This is a genomic window from Streptomyces sp. NPDC092370 (genome assembly GCF_044755265.1).
GTDB lineage: Bacteria > Actinomycetota > Actinomycetes > Streptomycetales > Streptomycetaceae > Streptomyces.
Window position 1 is genome coordinate 1,394,856 of the sequence record NZ_JBIVQO010000001.1, and the last position, 16,044, is coordinate 1,410,899.

Genomic DNA, 16,044 nt, shown 5'->3' on the forward strand with positions numbered 1-16,044 from the left:
GCCCGGGGGGGGTTTGTGTGGGCACACCCCCCCCCCGGCCCCCCCCCCCCCCCCCCCCCGGGGGGGGGGGGCCCCCCCGCCCCGCCCCGCCCGGCGGACACGATGCGCGGTCGGGCCGTCAGGCCACGATCAGGTAGATCCCGTAGGCCACGGCCGCCGCGCACGCCGCGAAGCACGCGTACGCCCCCGTGACCGCGAGCCCGGCGGACCCGCCCTGCGCCACCGCGCGCTCGCGGCGCGACAGGCCGGTGATGCCGAGGGTGAACAGGCCGACGAGGGCCACGGTGACCACGAGGCTGACACCGAAGACGGAGCCGAGGGCCGCCCAGTCGATCTTCATCTCAGAGACTCTTCCTTGTAACCGGTGGGCGGGGTCAGACCGTGGTGGTCGTGGTCGGCGTCCGTTCGGCGGTGGCCTGCGCCGGGAACGGGGGGACCGGCTCCTCGGCGACCGTGCCGCCCGTGGGCGGCGGCGTCACCGCGGCCATCGCCGTGGTCACCACGCCGGCCGGCTCCGCCTCGCCGGTGTCGTTGACGTTGGTGTGGTCGACGACCTCACGCCGCGAGAGCTTCCAGATCGCCGCGCTGGAGGCGACGAGGAACACGGCCACCACCGCGGTGCCCCAGGTGCCGAAGCCGGTGACGTACTCGGCGAGCGCGCCGACCAGAGCGGCCGCCGGCAGCGTGAGGCCCCAGGCGACGAACATCCGCGTGGCGGTGGACCAGCGGACCACTCCGCCCTTGCGGCCGAGCCCCGCGCCCATCACCGAACCGGACACGGAGTGCGTCGTGGAGAGGGAGAAGCCGAGGTGCGAGGAGGCCAGGATCACCGTGGCCGCGGAGGTCTGGGCGGCGAAGCCCTGCTGCGGCTGGAGGTCGGTCAGTCCCTTGCCCATGGTGCGGATGATGCGCCAGCCACCCAGGTACGTGCCGAGCGCGATGGCGAGACCCGCCGTGAGGATGACCCACATGGGCGGGTCGGAGTCGGGGGCGACGGCGCCGCCGGCGACCAGGGCGAGGGTGATGACACCCATCGTCTTCTGGGCGTCGTTGGTGCCGTGGGCCAGGGAGACCAGGCCCGCGGAGGCGATCTGGCCGGCGCGGTAGCCCTTCTTGGACGCCTGGCTCTCGGTCTTGCTGCCGAGGGAGTACGTCAGCCGCGTGGCGAGCATCGCCGCGATGCCCGCGACCAGCGGGGCGGCGATCGCCGGGATGAGCACCTTGGTGACCAGCACGTCGCCGTGCACCGCGCCGACGCCCGCCGAGGCGATCGTGGCGCCGATCAGACCGCCCATGAGGGCGTGGGAGGAGCTGGACGGCAGGCCGACCAGCCAGGTCAGCAGGTTCCAGAGGATCGCGCCGACCAACGCGGCGAAGATGACCTCGGGACGGATGCCGGCCTCGTCGACGAGGCCCTTGGAGATCGTGTTGGCGACTTCGACGGACAGGAAGGCGCCGACCAGGTTGAGGACCGCTGACATGGCCACCGCGACCTTGGGCTTCATGGCGCCCGTGGAAATGGTCGTGGCCATGGCGTTCGCGGTGTCGTGGAAACCGTTCGTGAAATCGAACGCGAGTGCGGTTACTACCACAATCGCGAGGATCAGCGAGAAGCTTTCCATTTACCCAGGCAATCGTTCGAGGTCGTTGACGGTACGAACGTAGGCAACCTGAGTGAACGGAAGATGAACTGGGAGGGGCGCAGGGGTGACCGCACAGGGGGTCGCGGCTCCGTCCCGGAACGGCGGTCCCGGCGCCCGTCCGGTCAGGCGCCTTCCGTGAACCGCTTCAGCCCATCGGGCGACCCGTCGAAGAGATTTCCGTCACTCGCGGGGAGTCGCCGCCGTCCCGTGCCGTCACAAGGGCCGGGAGGGGCGGCCCGGCCGGCAGCGTGCCCGTGGCCGCGGCGTCGTATCGGGCGATCCGCCTGGTGTGACGGCGGCGAGGCGCCGCTGTCGCCGATGACACCGATCCACCAGTGGGTGGTCGTGTGGATCACCGGGCGACGGCCGGTCAGCCGCTCGGTCCCGTTGCCGAACGACTCGATCCAGTCCGCCACTCCGGCCCTGCTCGGGCCGTAGCGGCCGTGCTTCTCGTCGTACGGGTCGTATGCGATGTCGAGCGCGGGCGGCGGCGTCCAAGCCGTCTGCGGTCCGGTTACCGCCCTTCGTGCGAAGGGTGCCGCCCGCGCCCGGCCCGAGGGCCGGTCCGGCAGGGCGAAGTGGTGGGCGCCGCGCACCAGGCCCGCCTCGCGCGTTGTACTGCCGGGTACCGCCGGCCGAGGCGGGGACTGCGGCAGGCGGTGGACTCCGGTCGCCTTGACGTAGGCGAAGCGGGCGCCCTTCGTCCTCACGCTCCGCCGGTCGACGTCCTTCTGGCGGGACGGGACGTCGTGCCCCTCCGGGCGGCTCGCCGCCGGGGCCGGAACGTCGGTGAGCGCGATCCCGCCCGGAACCGAGCGCCGTCGTGGATGCCACCCATGAGCGGCTGCGGCGGGGGGTCGGTGTGCGGACGCGGGTCATGGGGTTCCGCCGGAATCGAGCGCCGTCGTGGATGTCACCCGTGAGCGGCTGCGGCGGGGGGCCGGTGTGCGGACGCGGGTCATGGGGTTCCGCCGGAATCGAGCGCCGTCGTGGATGTCACCCGTGAGCGGCTGCGGCGGGGGGTCGGTGTGCGGACGCGGGTCATGGGGTTCCGCCCGGAACGGCGACGTGCACGGCGAAACCTCCCAGAGCGTACGGGAAGATCAGCGAATGCCCGAAGATCTCCGGCCGTGTAACACGCTCCGCCCCGCGGCGCGTTGAGCCTCCGCCTGGCAGGATCGCGGCATGGCTGAGCAGCGAGGCGACGAGCGGGGCACGGGAGACGCACGGCAGGCCGGACCGGGCGCGGAGGAGCGGCGCGGGAGTGCGCACCCCGAGGAGGCGCGCGCCTGGGAGGACCTCGTCGCGACGGCCCGCCGGACGGTCGCGGACGGACTCGTCGTCGGCACGTCCGGCAACGTGTCGGTGCGCGTCGGCGACACGGTCCTGGTCACCCCGTCGGGCGTGCCCTACGACCGGCTGGCGCCGGACGACGTGACGGGCGTCGACCTCGACGGCCGGCAGGTCCTCGGCACGCTCGTCCCGACCAGCGAGCTGCCCATGCACCTCGCCGTCTACCGTACGACCGGCGCGATGGCCGTCGTGCACACCCACGCCGTGCACGCGACGGCCGTCTCGACGCTCGTGAGCGAGCTCCCGCTGATCCACTACATGGCCGCGGCGCTCGGCGGGCCCGTCCGGGTGGCCCCCTACGCCACGTACGGCACCGACGAGTTGGCCGAGAACATGCTTCGCGCCCTCGCCGGCCGCTCCGGCTGCCTCCTCCAGAACCACGGCACCGTCACCTACGGCGGCACCCTCGCCCAGGCCTACGACCGCACCGCCCAGCTGGAGTGGATGTGCCGCCTGTGGCTGACCGCCTCCTCGGTGCCGGGCCTGACCCCCGGCCTGCTGTCCCGGGAACAGCTCACCGAGGTGGAGGAGCGGCTGCGCGGCTACGGCCAGCGAGGCTGAGCCCTCCGCGCGGCCGCCGGGGGCGTCACCCCGCCGCTGCCCCCACTGGTCGCCCACGGCATCCGCCAGGACACTGGAGCCGTGCGCACTGTCAAAGCGACGGCCGCTGCCGTCACCGCCGTGATCGGAGCCGGTGCCGCCGCGGTGGCCGCCGGCCGGCTCGCCAGCGACGCCGCTCTCAAGGCGCCCCCCGGCAGGCCCCTGCCCACCGAACCCCGGCTCACCGTGCACGGCACCGCCGCCGGGCGCATCAGCCTCACCCGGGACCTCGCCGCCCTGCGCCCCGGCCGCTACGGCCTCTCCGGGCACGGCTCCCACGCGGTCGTCGGCCCCGTCCTGACCGACGCCTCGCACCCCGCCGACACCGTCGTGCGCCGGCTGGAGAGCGTCACGCACGGCACGCTGGCGTCCGGCGACAAGGTGTGGCTCACACCGAACGTGTACGTCGGCAACCCGGGCGCCCTCGGGCTCGAACACGCCGACGTCGACATCCCCGGCGAACTCGGGGCCCTGCCCGCGTGGTTCGTGCCGGGCAAGCGGGACACCTGGGTGATCGCCGTGCACGGCCTGGGCACCACCCGGGAACTCGCCCTGAACGTCATGGGATTCCTGCACCGCAGCCAGTTCCCGGTGCTCGCCCTCGCCTACCGCGGCGACCTGGGCGCGCCCCGCCCGCCCGACGGCCTGCACCACCTCGGCGAGACCGAGTGGCGCGACCTCGACGCGGCCATCCGCTACGCCGTGCGCCACGGAGCCCGCCAGGTCGTCCTGCACGGCTGGTCCACCGGCGCCACCATGGCCCTGCGCGCCGCCGCGCGGTCGGGCCTGCGCGACCGGATCTCCGGGCTCGTCCTGGACTCCCCGGTGCTCAGCTGGCAGACCACCCTGCGCGCCCTCGCCTCGGCCCGCCGCACCCCGGGCGCGCTGCTGCCCCTCGCGGTCCGCGCCGCCCAGGGCCGCACCGGTCTGTCCGCCGACCGCGTCGCGGGCACCCTCCCGGCCGACGAGCTCCGGGTCCCGGCACTCGTCCTCCACGGACCGGACGACACCGTCGCCCCCTGGCAGTTCTCACGCCGCCTGGCCGGCGCCCGCCCCGACATGGTCGCCCTCCACACCGTCCGCAACGCCCCCCACGGAGCCATGTGGAACGCCGACCCGAAGGCCTACGAGGAAGCCCTCAGGCGCTTCCTGACCCCTCTCATGTGACCTCGTTCACAACCGCCGCTGGGTGCGGCCCCCCGTCACGTCCTCTCGCGCGCCCTCCGTTCATGCCCCCTTCACCCCGTCGTCACCACGCCCCGCCCCCTCTCCGCCGACCGGTCGCGAGGATTCCGTTTAGCGTCGTACCACTGGCCGGTTCCCGGCTCTCGACCACTTCCGGCAACCGGTGCGTTGGCCATCCCCGTCGCCCGCCGTGACATTCCGTTTGGGTTTTCGGACCGTCAACCGGAAGACTGCACCCGTGACGTCCCGTATCCCGCGCGACTCCAGGCTTCGACTCGTCCGCCCGCGACCCCTGGCCGCCGCCCCTCCAGCGATGAACCAGCGGCGCTCGCGCCGACCCGCACCGCGCCCCCCGGAGGGCACTCCGGCACCGGCGGAACTGGCCAGAATGGCACGCTCAGGTCTGGCCGACGCGGCCCGCGTCGCCCGCTGGGCCGACGCCGCGCTCGGCCCCGGCCGGGACAGCGCCACCGACGACGGCAAGGCCACCCTCTCCGACGCGACCGCGGAACGGGCCGCCCGCGAGCTGGGTCTGACCCCGGCTCAGGTCAGAGCCGACTGGGACACCGCCCGCCTCGCCGGTCTCGTCGAGGTGCACGGCGACAGCGCCCGCCCCGGCTGGCGGCTGCGCGCCTGGGACCGCGACGACAGTGCCGTGCTGCGCGGCTGGGTCGCGCTCTTCGACGCCTGGTCGCTCGCCCATCCGGAGCCCGCGGAGCACGAGCCCGCCGCCGTCGCCGAGGTCGTCTCGGCCATGCCGCAGGTGCTCTCCTTCCTCCAGCTGTCCGCCGGGCCCGTCCCCGTCGAGCAGCTCCTCGACCTCCTGGAGCAGCGCGTCACCGAGCTGCGCACCGCCCGCTGCGAGATCCCCTACGGCCCCCAGCCCGAGCCGCCGGCCGAACCGGATCCCACCGACGCCCCGCTCGCCCCCCTGCTCGACTGGGCCCTGCGCGCCCTCGCCTCCGTCGGCGCCCTCACCTACGGCGACGGCCAGGCCACGCTCACCCCGCTCGGCAGCTGGGCCGTCTGGGTCAAGCTGGAGCAGATCTGCGTCGCCGCGCAGAGCCCCGCCGGGAACATCGAGCAGGCCGCCGAGGACATGCTCCGCGGCTGCGCCCAGCTGCGCCCCAACGCGGCCCGCGCCGAGTACCGCGCCTGGCTCGCCGCCCGCCCCGTCGGCAGCGCCGTCACCGAGCTCCTCGGCGCCGCCCGCGGCGAGGACGCCCTGCTGCGCGGCCTCGCCTTCGAGGCCCTGCGCGTGGTCGGCGCCCCCGCCGAGCCGGACGTCCGCGCCGTGCTGAGCGAGCCGACGCTCAGGCCGTACGCGCTGCTGTGGCTGGCCGAGCACGACGGGACCGACCCGGAGGACGCCCACGAGGTCCTCACCCGCCAGGAGGCGACCTGGCTGTGGGTGGACACCGCCGCCGCCGTCGCCGACCACGGTGAGGCGCCGCTGCTCGTGCGCCACCTGGAGTCCGCGGTGCAGCCGACCGTCCCGATGCTCCTGGACGAGGTACGCGCCGTCGGTCACCCGCGCACCGTGCAGGTCCTGGTGGCCCTCGCCGCCGCACACCCCGACCCGGCCCTGGCCAAGGCGGTGCGCCGGGCCGCCTTCCAGGTGCACACCGGCGGCAGCTGATCCCCGCGGGGCGCCCCCGCGGCCCGCCCCGCGAGCCGTCAGCCCGCTGTCTCGGGCGCGTACGTCCCGAAGCTCCACACGTTGCCCTCGAGGTCCCGGGCCATGTAGTCCCGCGACCCGTAGTCCTGGTCCGTCGGGGGCATCAGGATCTCCACGCCGTGGTCCACGGCGTGCCGGTGGTGGCCGTCGACGTCGTCCACCACCACGTACACCCCCGTGGTGCCCGCGTTCTTCATGGCAGCGTCGAACACGCCACCGCGGCCCTTGGTGCCGATCATCACCGCGCCGTTGCCCTGCGCCAGCTCGGCGTGCATCACCGAGCCGTCCTCGCCCTCGTACACCGACAGCTCCGTGAAGCCGAGGGCCTCCGTGAGCTGCCGGATCGCCGCCTTCGCATCGGCGTACAGCAGCGTCGGGTAGATGCTCGGACGCCCACCGGACGTGCCTGCCATGGCGATCACTTCCTCGTGTCTCGCTGCGTGTCCCCCGGGAGGAGCCGGAGTGCGGCTCGCTGATCAGTCTTCCACCGGGCACTGACAACGGCCCTCCGTCCGGCCACCGGTGATCGAACACCCGCACACAGAAAAAGTGGTTGCACGTCCCCGTTAGACTGTCCTCATGGCCATTCTCCTCGCGCATTAGACGGCGGGAACGTCCTCAGCCGTCCATCCCGCCCCCGTATCCGCCCTGGAGTCTGTCCGTGATCTCCGCCTCCGGTATCGAGCTGCGCGCCGGTGCCCGCGTCCTCATCGAAAACGCCTCGTTCCGCATCGCCAAGGGCGACCGCATCGGCCTGGTCGGCCGCAACGGCGCGGGGAAGACCACCCTCACCAAGTGCCTGGCAGGTGAGGGCATCCCGGCCGGTGGCACCATCACCCGCTCCGGCGAGGTCGGTTACCTCCCGCAGGACCCCCGCACCGGCGACCTCGACATCCTGGCCCGCGACCGCATCCTGTCCGCCCGCGGCCTGGACGTGCTGATCCGCAAGATGCGCGACAACGAGCAGCGCATCGCCAACGGCACGGGCGCCACCCGCGAGAAGGCGCTCAAGCAGTACGAGCGCCAGGAGACGGAGTTCCTCACCAAGGGCGGGTACGCGGCCGAGGCCGAGGCCGCCACCATCGCCGCCGCGCTCAACCTGCCCGACCGGGTGCTCGGCCAGCCGCTGCACACCCTCTCCGGCGGTCAGCGCCGCCGTATCGAGCTGGCGCGGATCCTCTTCTCCGACGCGGACACCCTGCTGCTCGACGAGCCCACCAACCACCTCGACGCCGACTCGATCGTCTGGCTGCGCGACTACCTGAAGACCTACCGCGGCGGCTTCATCGTGATCTCCCACGACGTCGACCTGGTCGAGACGGTCGTCAACAAGGTGTTCTACCTGGACGCCAACCGCGCCCAGATCGACATCTACAACATGGGCTGGAAGCTCTACCAGCAGCAGCGCGAGGCCGACGAGAAGCGCCGCAAGCGCGAGCGGCAGAACGCCGAGAAGAAGGCGTCCGCGCTGCATTCGCAGGCCGACAAGATGCGGGCCAAGGCCACCAAGACCGTCGCCGCGCAGAACATGGCCCGCCGGGCGGACAAGCTGCTGGCCGGCCTGGAGGCCGAGCGCAAGTCCGACAAGGTCGCCAAGCTCCGCTTCCCCGAGCCCTCGCCGTGCGGCAAGACCCCGCTCATGGCCGAGGGCCTGTCGAAGTCCTACGGATCGCTGGAGATCTTCACCGACGTCGACCTGGCCATCGACAAGGGCTCACGCGTCGTCATCCTCGGCCTCAACGGCGCGGGCAAGACGACCCTGCTGCGCCTGCTCGGCGGGGCGGAGAAGCCCGACACCGGCAGGGTCATCGAGGGCCACGGCCTCAAACTCGGCTACTACGCGCAGGAGCACGAGACCCTCGACCCGGAGCGCACGGTCCTGGAGAACATGCGCTCGGCCGCCCCCGACCTGGACCTGGTCGAGGTCCGCAAGACGCTCGGCTCGTTCCTGTTCTCCGGCGACGATGTCGACAAGCCGGCCGGCGTCCTGTCCGGCGGTGAGAAGACGCGCCTCGCCCTCGCCACGCTGGTGGTGTCCTCGGCGAACGTGCTGCTGCTCGACGAGCCGACCAACAACCTCGACCCGGCCAGCCGCGAGGAGATCCTCGGCGCGCTGCGCACCTACAAGGGCGCGGTCGTCCTCGTCACCCACGACGAGGGCGCGGTCGAGGCGCTCCAGCCGGAGCGGATCATCCTGCTGCCGGACGGCGTCGAGGACCTGTGGGGCGCCGACTACGCGGATCTCGTCGCTCTCGCTTGATCGAATGCGTGATCAACGGCGTATGGATCATTCGGCCCAGCGGTGATCCATCATCTGTGTGAGATCTCCTCGTACCGAGGTGTGTCCTACATCGATTTCGCGGCCGAGCCCCCGATTCTTCGGGGCTCGGCCGCGCCGCCTTTCTGACCTGGCGTTTTCCGGAACAATCCGTTCGGCCGTACGGACAGCGCCCTCCGGAATCCCGCATTCCACATGTGGGGGTGTGCTCCCGTCGTCACAACCTTGTCTCACGGACCTTGCCGAATGGGTGGCCATGACGGCCCGGAGGGGTGATCATGAGGAGACCAGAGCGCACTTCCCATGAGGAGGCACGGGTGGCCGAGACTCTGAAGAAGGGCAGCCGGGTGACCGGCGCCGCGCGCGACAAGCTCGCGGCAGACCTGAAGAAGAAGTACGACGCCGGTGCGAGCATCCGGGCGTTGGCCGAGGAGACCGGCCGCTCGTATGGCTTTGTGCACCGCATGCTCAGTGAGTCGGGCGTCACGCTCCGAGGGCGTGGCGGGGCAACCCGGGGTAAAAAGGCCACGGCCTGACCCCGGGTGGCCCCTCGGCTTCGATGGTGGCCACCCGGTCGGTCGTCTGATCGGCCGGGTGGTTACTGTGCAGTCACTTAAGCGTGGCCTGCTACGGCGGTGAAGCCGTCGTACGGCACGAAGGCGACCGCACACATCGGAGGCGTCCCATGGCTTCGCCCGACAACGACCTCGTTCCCGTACTCGACAAGGACGGCGTACGGCTCACCGTCGACGACGCGATCGCCACGGTGACGCTGACCAACCCGGCCAAGCGCAACGCGCAGAGCCCCGCTCTGTGGCGCGCGCTGACCGAGGCCGGGCGGCAGCTGCCGGGCACCGTCCGCGTCGTGGTGCTGCGGGCCGAGGGCAAGTCCTTCTCGGCCGGGCTCGACCGGCAGGCGTTCACGCCCGAGGGCTTCGACGGGGAACCGTCGTTCATCGACCTCGCGCGCGGCGCGGACGCCGAGTTGGACGCGACCATCGCCGAGTACCAGGAGGCGTTCACCTGGTGGCGGCGCAGCGACATCGTGTCGGTCGCCGCTGTCCAGGGGCATGCCATCGGGGCGGGCTTTCAGCTCGCCCTCGCCTGCGACCTGCGCGTCGTCGCCGACGACGTGCAGTTCGCCATGCGCGAGACCAGCCTCGGGCTCGTGCCCGACCTGACGGGCACGCACCCGCTGGTGGGACTCGTCGGGTACGCCCGCGCGCTGGAGATCTGCGTGACCGGGCGCTTCGTCACGGCCGAGGAGGCCGTGAACACCGGTCTCGCGAACCTCGCCGTGCCCGCCGACCAGCTCGACGGCACCGTCCGCGACCTCGTCTCGGCCGTGCTCGCCGCGCCCCGTGACGCGGTCGTCGAGACCAAGGCCCTGCTGCGCGGCGCCCAGGACCGCACCTACGAGGAGCAGCGCGCGGCGGAGCGCCAGTCCCAGGCCCGCCGGCTGCGGGACCTCGCGGGCGTCGGGGACTGAGAGCCGCCGGACCGGCCGGGAGCGCGGTCAGCCGATCGCGCTCACCACGACCGCCACCGTCGGGTGATCCGGCAGCACCCTCCTGACCGCCGTCCGGACCTCGCGGGCCACATCCCTGGCCCGCTGGTCCGCACCCACCGCCAGCTCCAGCCGGACATGGCGGTGCGGCAGCGCGGCGTCGCCGCCGGGGAGTTCCCCGATGTGCACGGGGTGGCCCAGCGTGCCGGTCAGATGGAGTACGCCCCGGACTCCGAGCGCGGCGGTGGCCACCCGGGCCTCGTCACCGTCCTCGGCCCGCGCGGCACCCGGCAGTTCGGGAAGGGGCGCGGCGGGCCCCGCTTCAGCCGGCTCCTGATCGTCCAGCAGCCCCGTCACCCGCAGATCCACCTCCGTCACCGCCAGTCCGAGCCGCTGGGTCGCTGCGGTCGCCAGCGTCGCCCGCAGCAGGGAGGCCGTCGCCGGCAACGGCTGCGCGGCCGTCGCCGCGAACTCCGCCGTCACCCGCAGCGGCCCGGGTGGCAGGGCACTCGGCGGAGCCGGTACGGCCGGCTCCGCGGTGTCCCCCGTGTCGCAGAGGGCGACACGGAGTGCGGCGAGGCGTACGCCCGGCGCGTCCCACGCCGCGCTCCGCAGCACCGCCTCGACTGCCCGCTCCGCGATCCACGCACCGTCCCGCGCGTCACCCAGCGGCAGCAGCCTGCCGACTCCCAGCTGATGTCTCACTGCCTGCGTCCATCGATCGGCCGTCATTCCTCCAGCCTGCCGCATCAGAGGCGCGCTCCCGCGTAACCGTGCTTACGGTGGTCCCAGGACGACGACCGAAAAGGACGTACGGCGATGACTGACATGACCGAGAACCGGGGCGGGGAGTCCGAGACGCCGGCGGTGCGCAGGAGTCCGCTGGTCAAGCGCGGTGGTGGAGACCCGGGTTCCCGGGGCCGGACGACCATCGCGGACGGCGTGGTGGAGAAGATCGCCGGGCTGGCCGCCCGTGACGTCGACGGCGTACACGCCATGGGCGGCGGCCTGTCCCGCACCTTCGGTGCCATGCGCGACCGCGTGCCCGGCGGCCAGAAGTCGGTGTCGCGGGGTGTGAAGGCCGAGGTCGGCGAAGTGCAGGCGGCCCTCGACCTGGAGATCGTCGTCGAGTACGGCGTGTCGATCGCCGATGTGGCCCGCGACGTACGGGAGAACGTCATCACCGCCGTGGAGCGGATGACCGGCCTGGAGGTCGTCGAGGTCAACATCGCGGTGAGCGACGTGAAGCTGCCGGACGAGGAGGAAGAGGAACCGGAGCGCCGGATCCAGTGAGGTGCGGGCATCGGACGGCACAGCGGCTGAGGAGCTGAGGAGCGCATGAGCATGGCCGTGGTCGGCATGATCGCCGGCATGGCGCTGGCCTTCGCCGGATATTTCGGTGGATTCGGTGCCTTTCTGTTGGTGGCGGCACTGGGTGCCGTCGGCTTCGTCGTCGGTCGGTTCCTGGACGGGGACCTGGAACTCGGCGACTTCTTCCGTCCCCGTGAACGGCGGCGGTGACGCGGGTGAGCACGGGGACCGGTGAGCTCGACAGACCTCAGACCGTCGTCCCGCCGGGCGAACGCGGCGCGACCCGGATCGCCGACCGGGTGGTCGCGAAGATCGCCTCGCAGGCGGCCCGAGAGGCGGTGGGCACGCTGCCGCCCGACGCCGACCGGCCGTCCGCGTCGGTCGTCGTGCACCACGAGGTCGCCCATGTCCGGGTCCACATCGAACTGGACTACCCGTGTGACATCGGCGCCCGCTGTCGCAAGGTGCGCCACCAAGTGGTCGAGCGGGTGGGTTCCTTGGTGGGCATGCAGGTGCCGGAGGTCGTCGTCCAGGTGGAGCGGCTCCATCTGGTCGCGGTACCCGGCGCGCTGGAGGGGAGGACGCGATGAGCGAACCCCGGGGCACAGAGCCCTCCGAGGGCACCACACAGCGTCTGCCCGCCCTCGGGCGGCAGGAGACGGACAACGGCGACGTATCCGGCCCGTCCGGGACGCCGGACGCCGGCGGACCACCGCCGGCGTCCCGGGGCGAGGGCGGCCGCGCGGGCCGCTTCTGGTCGGCGCGCCGTGTTCCCGCGGGCATCGTCGCCCTGCTGCTCCTGGGCCTTGCCGGGCTGTTCCTCTACGACGTCGTCTCCGTGCGCGCCGGCCGGCCCGGCATGTACTGGCGCCGGGAACTGGCCCGGCAGCTCGCCGAACGCCCCCTCGACGACACGTGGGTGCTCGTCGGCGCCGGGGTCGCCGCCGTCCTCGGTCTCTGGCTGCTGATCCTGGCGCTCACACCGGGCCTGCGGGCCGTGCTCCCGATGCGGCGCACACACGCCGACGTACGCGCCGGGCTGCACCGGGACGCCGCCGCGAACGCGCTGCGGGACCGGGCCGTCGAGGTGCCCGGTGTGCAGTCGGCAGGGGTTCGGGTGCGCCGCCGGCGGGCGGTCGTCCGCGCCGTGTCGCACTTCCGGGAACTGGACGACGTACGAACCGATCTGGACGCCGTGCTCGGCGACGCCGTGAACGGGCTGGGGCTGTCCAAGCCGCCCTCGCTGTCGGTGCGCGTCCGCCGGCCCGGCCGGAAGGGGTGAGAGCGGTGCTCAGGAGCGTCAACCGTGTGTTCCTCGGGCTGGTGGGCCTGGTCCTGCTGGTGCTGGGCGGCTCCGTGCTGGCCGTCGGTCTCGGCGCTCCGGTGCCCTCGTGGTGGATCCACGACAGCAAGCACGACGTGCTGCTGAGCAACGCCGAGCGCACCCGCTGGCGCGACCACGGCTGGTGGTGGCCGGCCGTCATCGCCGCCCTGGCGGTCCTGCTGCTGCTCGCCCTGTGGTGGCTCGTCGCCGTCCTGCGCCGGCGCCGCCTCGCGGAGGTCCTCGTCGACACCGGCGACGGCGAGGGCGCGCTGTTGCGGGGCCGGGCCCTGGAGGACATCCTCACCCAGGAGGCGGATCACATCGACGGCGTGGGCGGGGCCCGAGCCCGTCTCAAGGGCCGCCGACGCACCCCCGAGGCCCGCGTGCGCCTCGCATTGGAACCGCATGTGGGCCCGGGGGCGGCCCTGAACGACTTCACGACCGGCGCCCTGACCCATGCCAGGGCGTCGGCGGGCCTTGCGTCACTTCCGGCAGAAGTGCGGCTGAAGGGCGTCAAGCACGGTGCGGAGCGGGTGAGTTGAGCGGCCTCAGAATCCGTGCCGCGCGCCGCCGTCGACCGGCACCATGACCCCGGTCAGATACGAGGCCGCCGGCGACATCAGGAACGCCGCCACTCGCCCGAACTCCTCCGGCGCCCCGTACCGCCGCAGCGGAATGCGGGACTCCGAAGCCGCCCGGGTCGCCTCGGGGTCCGCCGACAGCGCATCCAGCTGCCGTACCCGGTCGGTGTCGATCCGGCCGGGCAGGACACCGACCACCCGGATACCGCGCGGCCCCAGCTCGTCGGAGAGCGACTTGGCGAAGCCCGCCAGCCCCGGTCGCAGCCCGTTCGAGATGGTCAGCCCCGGAATCGGCTCGTACACCGACCCGGACAGCACGAACCCGATGACACCCCCGGCCTCCATCTCGGCCGCCGCGGCGCGAGCCAGCCGTACCGCACCGAGGAACACCGACTCGAACGCCGTCTGCCATTGCTCGTCCGTGTTGTCCGCGACGAACCCGGCCGGCGGTCCGCCCACGCTGACCAGGACGCCGTTGAAACGGCCGAAGTGCTCCCGCGCGGCCCCGATCAGCCGGGCCGCCGCCTCCGGGTCGGCGTTGTCGACGGCGACCCCGACCGCGTTGGGTCCCAGCTCGGCCACCGCCTTGGCCACGCTCTTCTCGTCCCGCCCCGAGACGACCACCTTCGCCCCGTCCGCGACGAGCTCGCGCGCGGTGGCGTTGCCGAGGCCGCGGGTGGCCCCGGTGACGACGTACACCCGGTCCTTCAGTCCAAGATCCATGGCCCCTATCCTGCCCCGTCCTCGCCGTACAGGGCGAGGGCGGTGTTCACCAGGCCGATGTGGCTGAACGCCTGCGGGAAGTTGCCGAGCTGCCGGCCGGTCACCGGGTCGAACTCCTCGGACAGCAGCCCGACGTCGTTGGCGTGCCCCACCAGCCGCTCGAACAGCTCGCGGGCCTCCTTCGTACGGCCCGTCATGTGCAGGGCGTCCGCGAGCCAGAACGAGCACACCAGGAAGGCGCCCTCGCCGCCGGGCAGCCCGTCGACCTCGCCGTCGTCCGTGCTGTAGCGGCGCAGGAAGCCGCCGTGGGACAGCTCCTCGCGGACCGCGTCGATCGTGCCGATCACCCGCGGATCGTCCGGCGGCAGGAAGCCGACGCGCGGGATGAGCAGCAGCGCGGCGTCCAGTTCGCGCGAGCCGTAGGACTGCGTGAAGGTGTTGCGTTCCGGGTCGTAGCCCTTTTGGCACACCTCCTGGTGCACCTCGTCGCGCAGGGCGCGCCAGCCGTCCAGGTCGCCGTGCAGTTCCGGATGGCGCTCCAGGGTGCGTACGGCACGGTCCGCGGCCACCCACACCATCACCTTCGAGTGCACGAACTGGCGGCGGCCGCCGCGTACCTCCCACAGTCCCTCGTCCGGCTGCTGCCAGTGGGCCCGCAGGAAGTCCAGCAGGGCCGTCTGCAGCGCCCACACGTCCGGCTGGGCAGACAGGCCCGACTCGCGGGCCAGGGACAGGGAGTCCATGACCTCGCCGTAGACGTCCAGCTGGAGCTGCTTCACGGCGTCGTTGCCGATGCGCACGGGGGCCGACCCGTCGAAGCCGGAGAGCCACGGCAGCTCGAACTCGGGCAGCCGTCGCTCACCCGCCAGGCCGTACATGATCTGCAGATCGGCGGGGTCGCCGGCGACCGCGCGCAGCAGCCAGTTCCGCCAGGCCTCGGCCTCCTCCTGGTAACCCGCCGCGAGCAGCGCGTTCAGGGTGAGGGTGGAGTCGCGCAGCCAGCAGTAGCGGTAGTCCCAGTTGCGCACCCCGCCCGGCTCCTCCGGCAGCGAGGTCGTGGGGGCGGCGACGATACCGCCGGTGGGGGCGTAGGTGAGCGCCTTGAGCGTGATCAGGGAGCGGACGACGGTGTCCCGGTACGGGCCGTCGTAGCGGCAGCGCGACACCCAGGCCCGCCAGTCCTCCACGCTGTGGCGCAGCGCCTCGTACGGGTCGACGAGCGGTGGGCGCTCCTCGTGGGAGGGGTGCCAGGTAAGGACGAAAGCTACTTTTTCGCCCTTCTTGACGGTGAACTCCGCGTGAGTCCCGAAGTCCTCGCCCCAGCTGTGCACCTGCGGCTCGCTGCGCAGCCAGGTCGAGTCCGGACCGGCCACGGCGACGCGGTGGCCGTCGGACCGGCGCATCCAGGGGACGATCGAGCCGTAGTCGAAGCGCAGTTTGAGGACGCTGTGGAGCGTCACCTCGCCGTCGAGGCCCTCGACGACGCGGACGAGGTCGGGGGCGCGGTCGCGTTGGGGCATCAGGTCGGTGACCCGGACCGCCCCGTGCTCGGTCTCCCACTCGGTGTCCAGGACGAGGGTGTCGCGGCGATAGGCGCGCCGGGTGCAGCGGTCCGCCCCCACCGGGGCGATGCGCCAGTGGCCGTTGTCCTCGTCGCCGAGCATTCTCGCGAAGCAGGCGGCCGAGTCGAAGCGGGGCAGACACAGCCAGTCGACGGATCCGTCCGTGCCGACCAGGGCCGCCGTCTGCTCGTCGCCGATGAGCGCGTAGTCCTCGATGCGGGGGTGCACGGAGTGCGGGTTCCCGGCAAGTCGCCATGGCAATCAGGGCGAGGGCCGGGGGAGTGAAGTGTCCTTGCCGG

At 72.8% G+C, this 16,044-nt stretch carries 18 protein-coding genes; 11 read left to right on the forward strand and 7 right to left on the reverse strand.

Translation table 11 applies throughout. The features are described 5' to 3' along the window. Positions 1 to 118: 118 nt before the first annotated feature. The 3 genes from ACIQHQ_RS06275 to ACIQHQ_RS06285 all read right to left on the reverse strand — a co-directional run bounded on the left by ACIQHQ_RS06275 (position 119) and on the right by ACIQHQ_RS06285 (position 2,353). Entirely contained in the window at positions 119 to 340 is a 222-nt protein-coding gene (locus ACIQHQ_RS06275; protein ID WP_309093583.1) for a hypothetical protein, read from the reverse strand. A 34-nt stretch (positions 341 to 374) separates the two neighbouring features. After that, a complete protein-coding gene (locus ACIQHQ_RS06280; RefSeq protein WP_402610533.1) occupies positions 375 to 1,622 on the reverse strand; it encodes an anion permease in 1,248 nt (415 codons plus the stop codon). A 143-nt stretch (positions 1,623 to 1,765) separates the two neighbouring features. Continuing rightward, on the reverse strand, positions 1,766 to 2,353 hold the full coding sequence (locus tag ACIQHQ_RS06285; protein ID WP_402610534.1) for a GH25 family lysozyme: 588 nt from the start codon (positions 2,351 to 2,353) through the stop codon (positions 1,766 to 1,768). Positions 2,354 to 2,828: 475 nt separating this feature from the next. On the opposite strand from ACIQHQ_RS06285, the gene ACIQHQ_RS06290 reads away from it, so the two are divergent. From ACIQHQ_RS06290 to ACIQHQ_RS06300, 3 genes are all read left to right on the forward strand, one after another. Beyond that, entirely contained in the window at positions 2,829 to 3,557 is a 729-nt protein-coding gene (locus ACIQHQ_RS06290) for a class II aldolase/adducin family protein (RefSeq protein ID WP_402610535.1), read from the forward strand. A gap of 81 nt (positions 3,558 to 3,638) precedes the next feature. After that, entirely contained in the window at positions 3,639 to 4,763 is a 1,125-nt protein-coding gene (locus tag ACIQHQ_RS06295) for an alpha/beta hydrolase (RefSeq protein WP_402610536.1), read from the forward strand. A gap of 256 nt (positions 4,764 to 5,019) precedes the next feature. Then, complete coding sequence (locus ACIQHQ_RS06300; RefSeq protein WP_402610537.1) at positions 5,020 to 6,420, forward strand: hypothetical protein; 1,401 nt, start codon at positions 5,020 to 5,022, stop codon at positions 6,418 to 6,420. A gap of 38 nt (positions 6,421 to 6,458) precedes the next feature. On the opposite strand, the gene ACIQHQ_RS06305 is transcribed toward ACIQHQ_RS06300, so the two are convergent. Next, entirely contained in the window at positions 6,459 to 6,872 is a 414-nt protein-coding gene (locus ACIQHQ_RS06305) for a VOC family protein (RefSeq protein WP_402610538.1), read from the reverse strand. 248 nt (positions 6,873 to 7,120) lie between these two features. Between ACIQHQ_RS06305 and ACIQHQ_RS06310 the strand changes: the two genes are divergently transcribed. The 3 genes from ACIQHQ_RS06310 to ACIQHQ_RS06320 all read left to right on the forward strand — a co-directional run bounded on the left by ACIQHQ_RS06310 (position 7,121) and on the right by ACIQHQ_RS06320 (position 10,226). Then, the gene (locus ACIQHQ_RS06310) at positions 7,121 to 8,719 is read left to right on the forward strand and encodes an ABC-F family ATP-binding cassette domain-containing protein (protein WP_402610539.1); all 1,599 of its coding nucleotides are present in this window, start codon (positions 7,121 to 7,123) and stop codon (positions 8,717 to 8,719) included. A 335-nt stretch (positions 8,720 to 9,054) separates the two neighbouring features. Then, positions 9,055 to 9,273, forward strand: coding sequence for a helix-turn-helix domain-containing protein (locus ACIQHQ_RS06315; RefSeq protein ID WP_010037790.1), 219 nt, complete (start codon positions 9,055 to 9,057; stop codon positions 9,271 to 9,273). A gap of 149 nt (positions 9,274 to 9,422) precedes the next feature. Next, entirely contained in the window at positions 9,423 to 10,226 is an 804-nt protein-coding gene (locus ACIQHQ_RS06320; protein WP_402610540.1) for an enoyl-CoA hydratase/isomerase family protein, read from the forward strand. A gap of 27 nt (positions 10,227 to 10,253) precedes the next feature. On the opposite strand, the gene ACIQHQ_RS06325 is transcribed toward ACIQHQ_RS06320, so the two are convergent. Then, positions 10,254 to 10,976 carry a nucleopolyhedrovirus P10 family protein gene (locus ACIQHQ_RS06325; protein WP_402610541.1) on the reverse strand — a complete coding sequence of 241 codons (723 nt, stop codon included), beginning with the start codon at positions 10,974 to 10,976 and terminating at the stop codon, positions 10,254 to 10,256. 87 nt (positions 10,977 to 11,063) lie between these two features. Here ACIQHQ_RS06325 and ACIQHQ_RS06330 point away from each other — a divergent pair, with 87 nt between their 5' ends. Genes ACIQHQ_RS06330 through amaP form a run of 5 tightly spaced genes read left to right on the forward strand, consistent with a single transcriptional unit; the run spans position 11,064 to position 13,421 of the window. Further along, a complete protein-coding gene (locus tag ACIQHQ_RS06330) occupies positions 11,064 to 11,537 on the forward strand; it encodes an Asp23/Gls24 family envelope stress response protein (RefSeq protein ID WP_402610542.1) in 474 nt (157 codons plus the stop codon). A 45-nt stretch (positions 11,538 to 11,582) separates the two neighbouring features. Beyond that, positions 11,583 to 11,765, forward strand: a complete 183-nt coding sequence (locus ACIQHQ_RS06335; RefSeq protein WP_390990369.1) for a hypothetical protein — start codon at positions 11,583 to 11,585, stop codon at positions 11,763 to 11,765. Continuing rightward, on the forward strand, positions 11,762 to 12,145 hold the full coding sequence (locus ACIQHQ_RS06340; protein WP_402610543.1) for a hypothetical protein: 384 nt from the start codon (positions 11,762 to 11,764) through the stop codon (positions 12,143 to 12,145). Before ACIQHQ_RS06335 ends, ACIQHQ_RS06340 begins: the two co-directional genes overlap by 4 nt. Continuing rightward, positions 12,142 to 12,837, forward strand: coding sequence for a DUF6286 domain-containing protein (locus ACIQHQ_RS06345; protein WP_402610544.1), 696 nt, complete (start codon positions 12,142 to 12,144; stop codon positions 12,835 to 12,837). Before ACIQHQ_RS06340 ends, ACIQHQ_RS06345 begins: the two co-directional genes overlap by 4 nt. After that, a complete protein-coding gene (gene amaP / locus ACIQHQ_RS06350) occupies positions 12,834 to 13,421 on the forward strand; it encodes an alkaline shock response membrane anchor protein AmaP (RefSeq protein ID WP_402610545.1) in 588 nt (195 codons plus the stop codon). The genes ACIQHQ_RS06345 and amaP overlap by 4 nt, the downstream gene beginning before the upstream one ends. 6 nt (positions 13,422 to 13,427) lie before the next feature. Here the strand turns inward: amaP and ACIQHQ_RS06355 are convergent, their stop codons facing one another. Further along, positions 13,428 to 14,183, reverse strand: a complete 756-nt coding sequence (locus tag ACIQHQ_RS06355; RefSeq protein ID WP_402610546.1) for an SDR family oxidoreductase — start codon at positions 14,181 to 14,183, stop codon at positions 13,428 to 13,430. Between the two features lie 5 nt (positions 14,184 to 14,188). After that, entirely contained in the window at positions 14,189 to 15,973 is a 1,785-nt protein-coding gene (locus ACIQHQ_RS06360) for a glycoside hydrolase family 15 protein (protein ID WP_402610547.1), read from the reverse strand. Between the last annotated feature and the right edge of the window lie 71 nt (positions 15,974 to 16,044).

Coding starts and splice junctions, on each gene's coding strand:
- ACIQHQ_RS06275 (WP_309093583.1), bottom strand. CDS start 340: ATGAAGATCGACTGGGCGGCCCTCGGCTCCGTCTTCGGTGTCAGCCTC.
- ACIQHQ_RS06280 (WP_402610533.1), bottom strand. CDS start 1,622: ATGGAAAGCTTCTCGCTGATCCTCGCGATTGTGGTAGTAACCGCACTC.
- ACIQHQ_RS06290 (WP_402610535.1), top strand. CDS start 2,829: ATGGCTGAGCAGCGAGGCGACGAGCGGGGCACGGGAGACGCACGGCAG.
- ACIQHQ_RS06305 (WP_402610538.1), bottom strand. CDS start 6,872: ATGGCAGGCACGTCCGGTGGGCGTCCGAGCATCTACCCGACGCTGCTG.
- ACIQHQ_RS06320 (WP_402610540.1), top strand. CDS start 9,423: ATGGCTTCGCCCGACAACGACCTCGTTCCCGTACTCGACAAGGACGGC.
- ACIQHQ_RS06325 (WP_402610541.1), bottom strand. CDS start 10,976: ATGACGGCCGATCGATGGACGCAGGCAGTGAGACATCAGCTGGGAGTC.
- ACIQHQ_RS06330 (WP_402610542.1), top strand. CDS start 11,064: ATGACTGACATGACCGAGAACCGGGGCGGGGAGTCCGAGACGCCGGCG.
- ACIQHQ_RS06335 (WP_390990369.1), top strand. CDS start 11,583: ATGAGCATGGCCGTGGTCGGCATGATCGCCGGCATGGCGCTGGCCTTC.
- ACIQHQ_RS06345 (WP_402610544.1), top strand. CDS start 12,142: ATGAGCGAACCCCGGGGCACAGAGCCCTCCGAGGGCACCACACAGCGT.
- ACIQHQ_RS06355 (WP_402610546.1), bottom strand. CDS start 14,183: ATGGATCTTGGACTGAAGGACCGGGTGTACGTCGTCACCGGGGCCACC.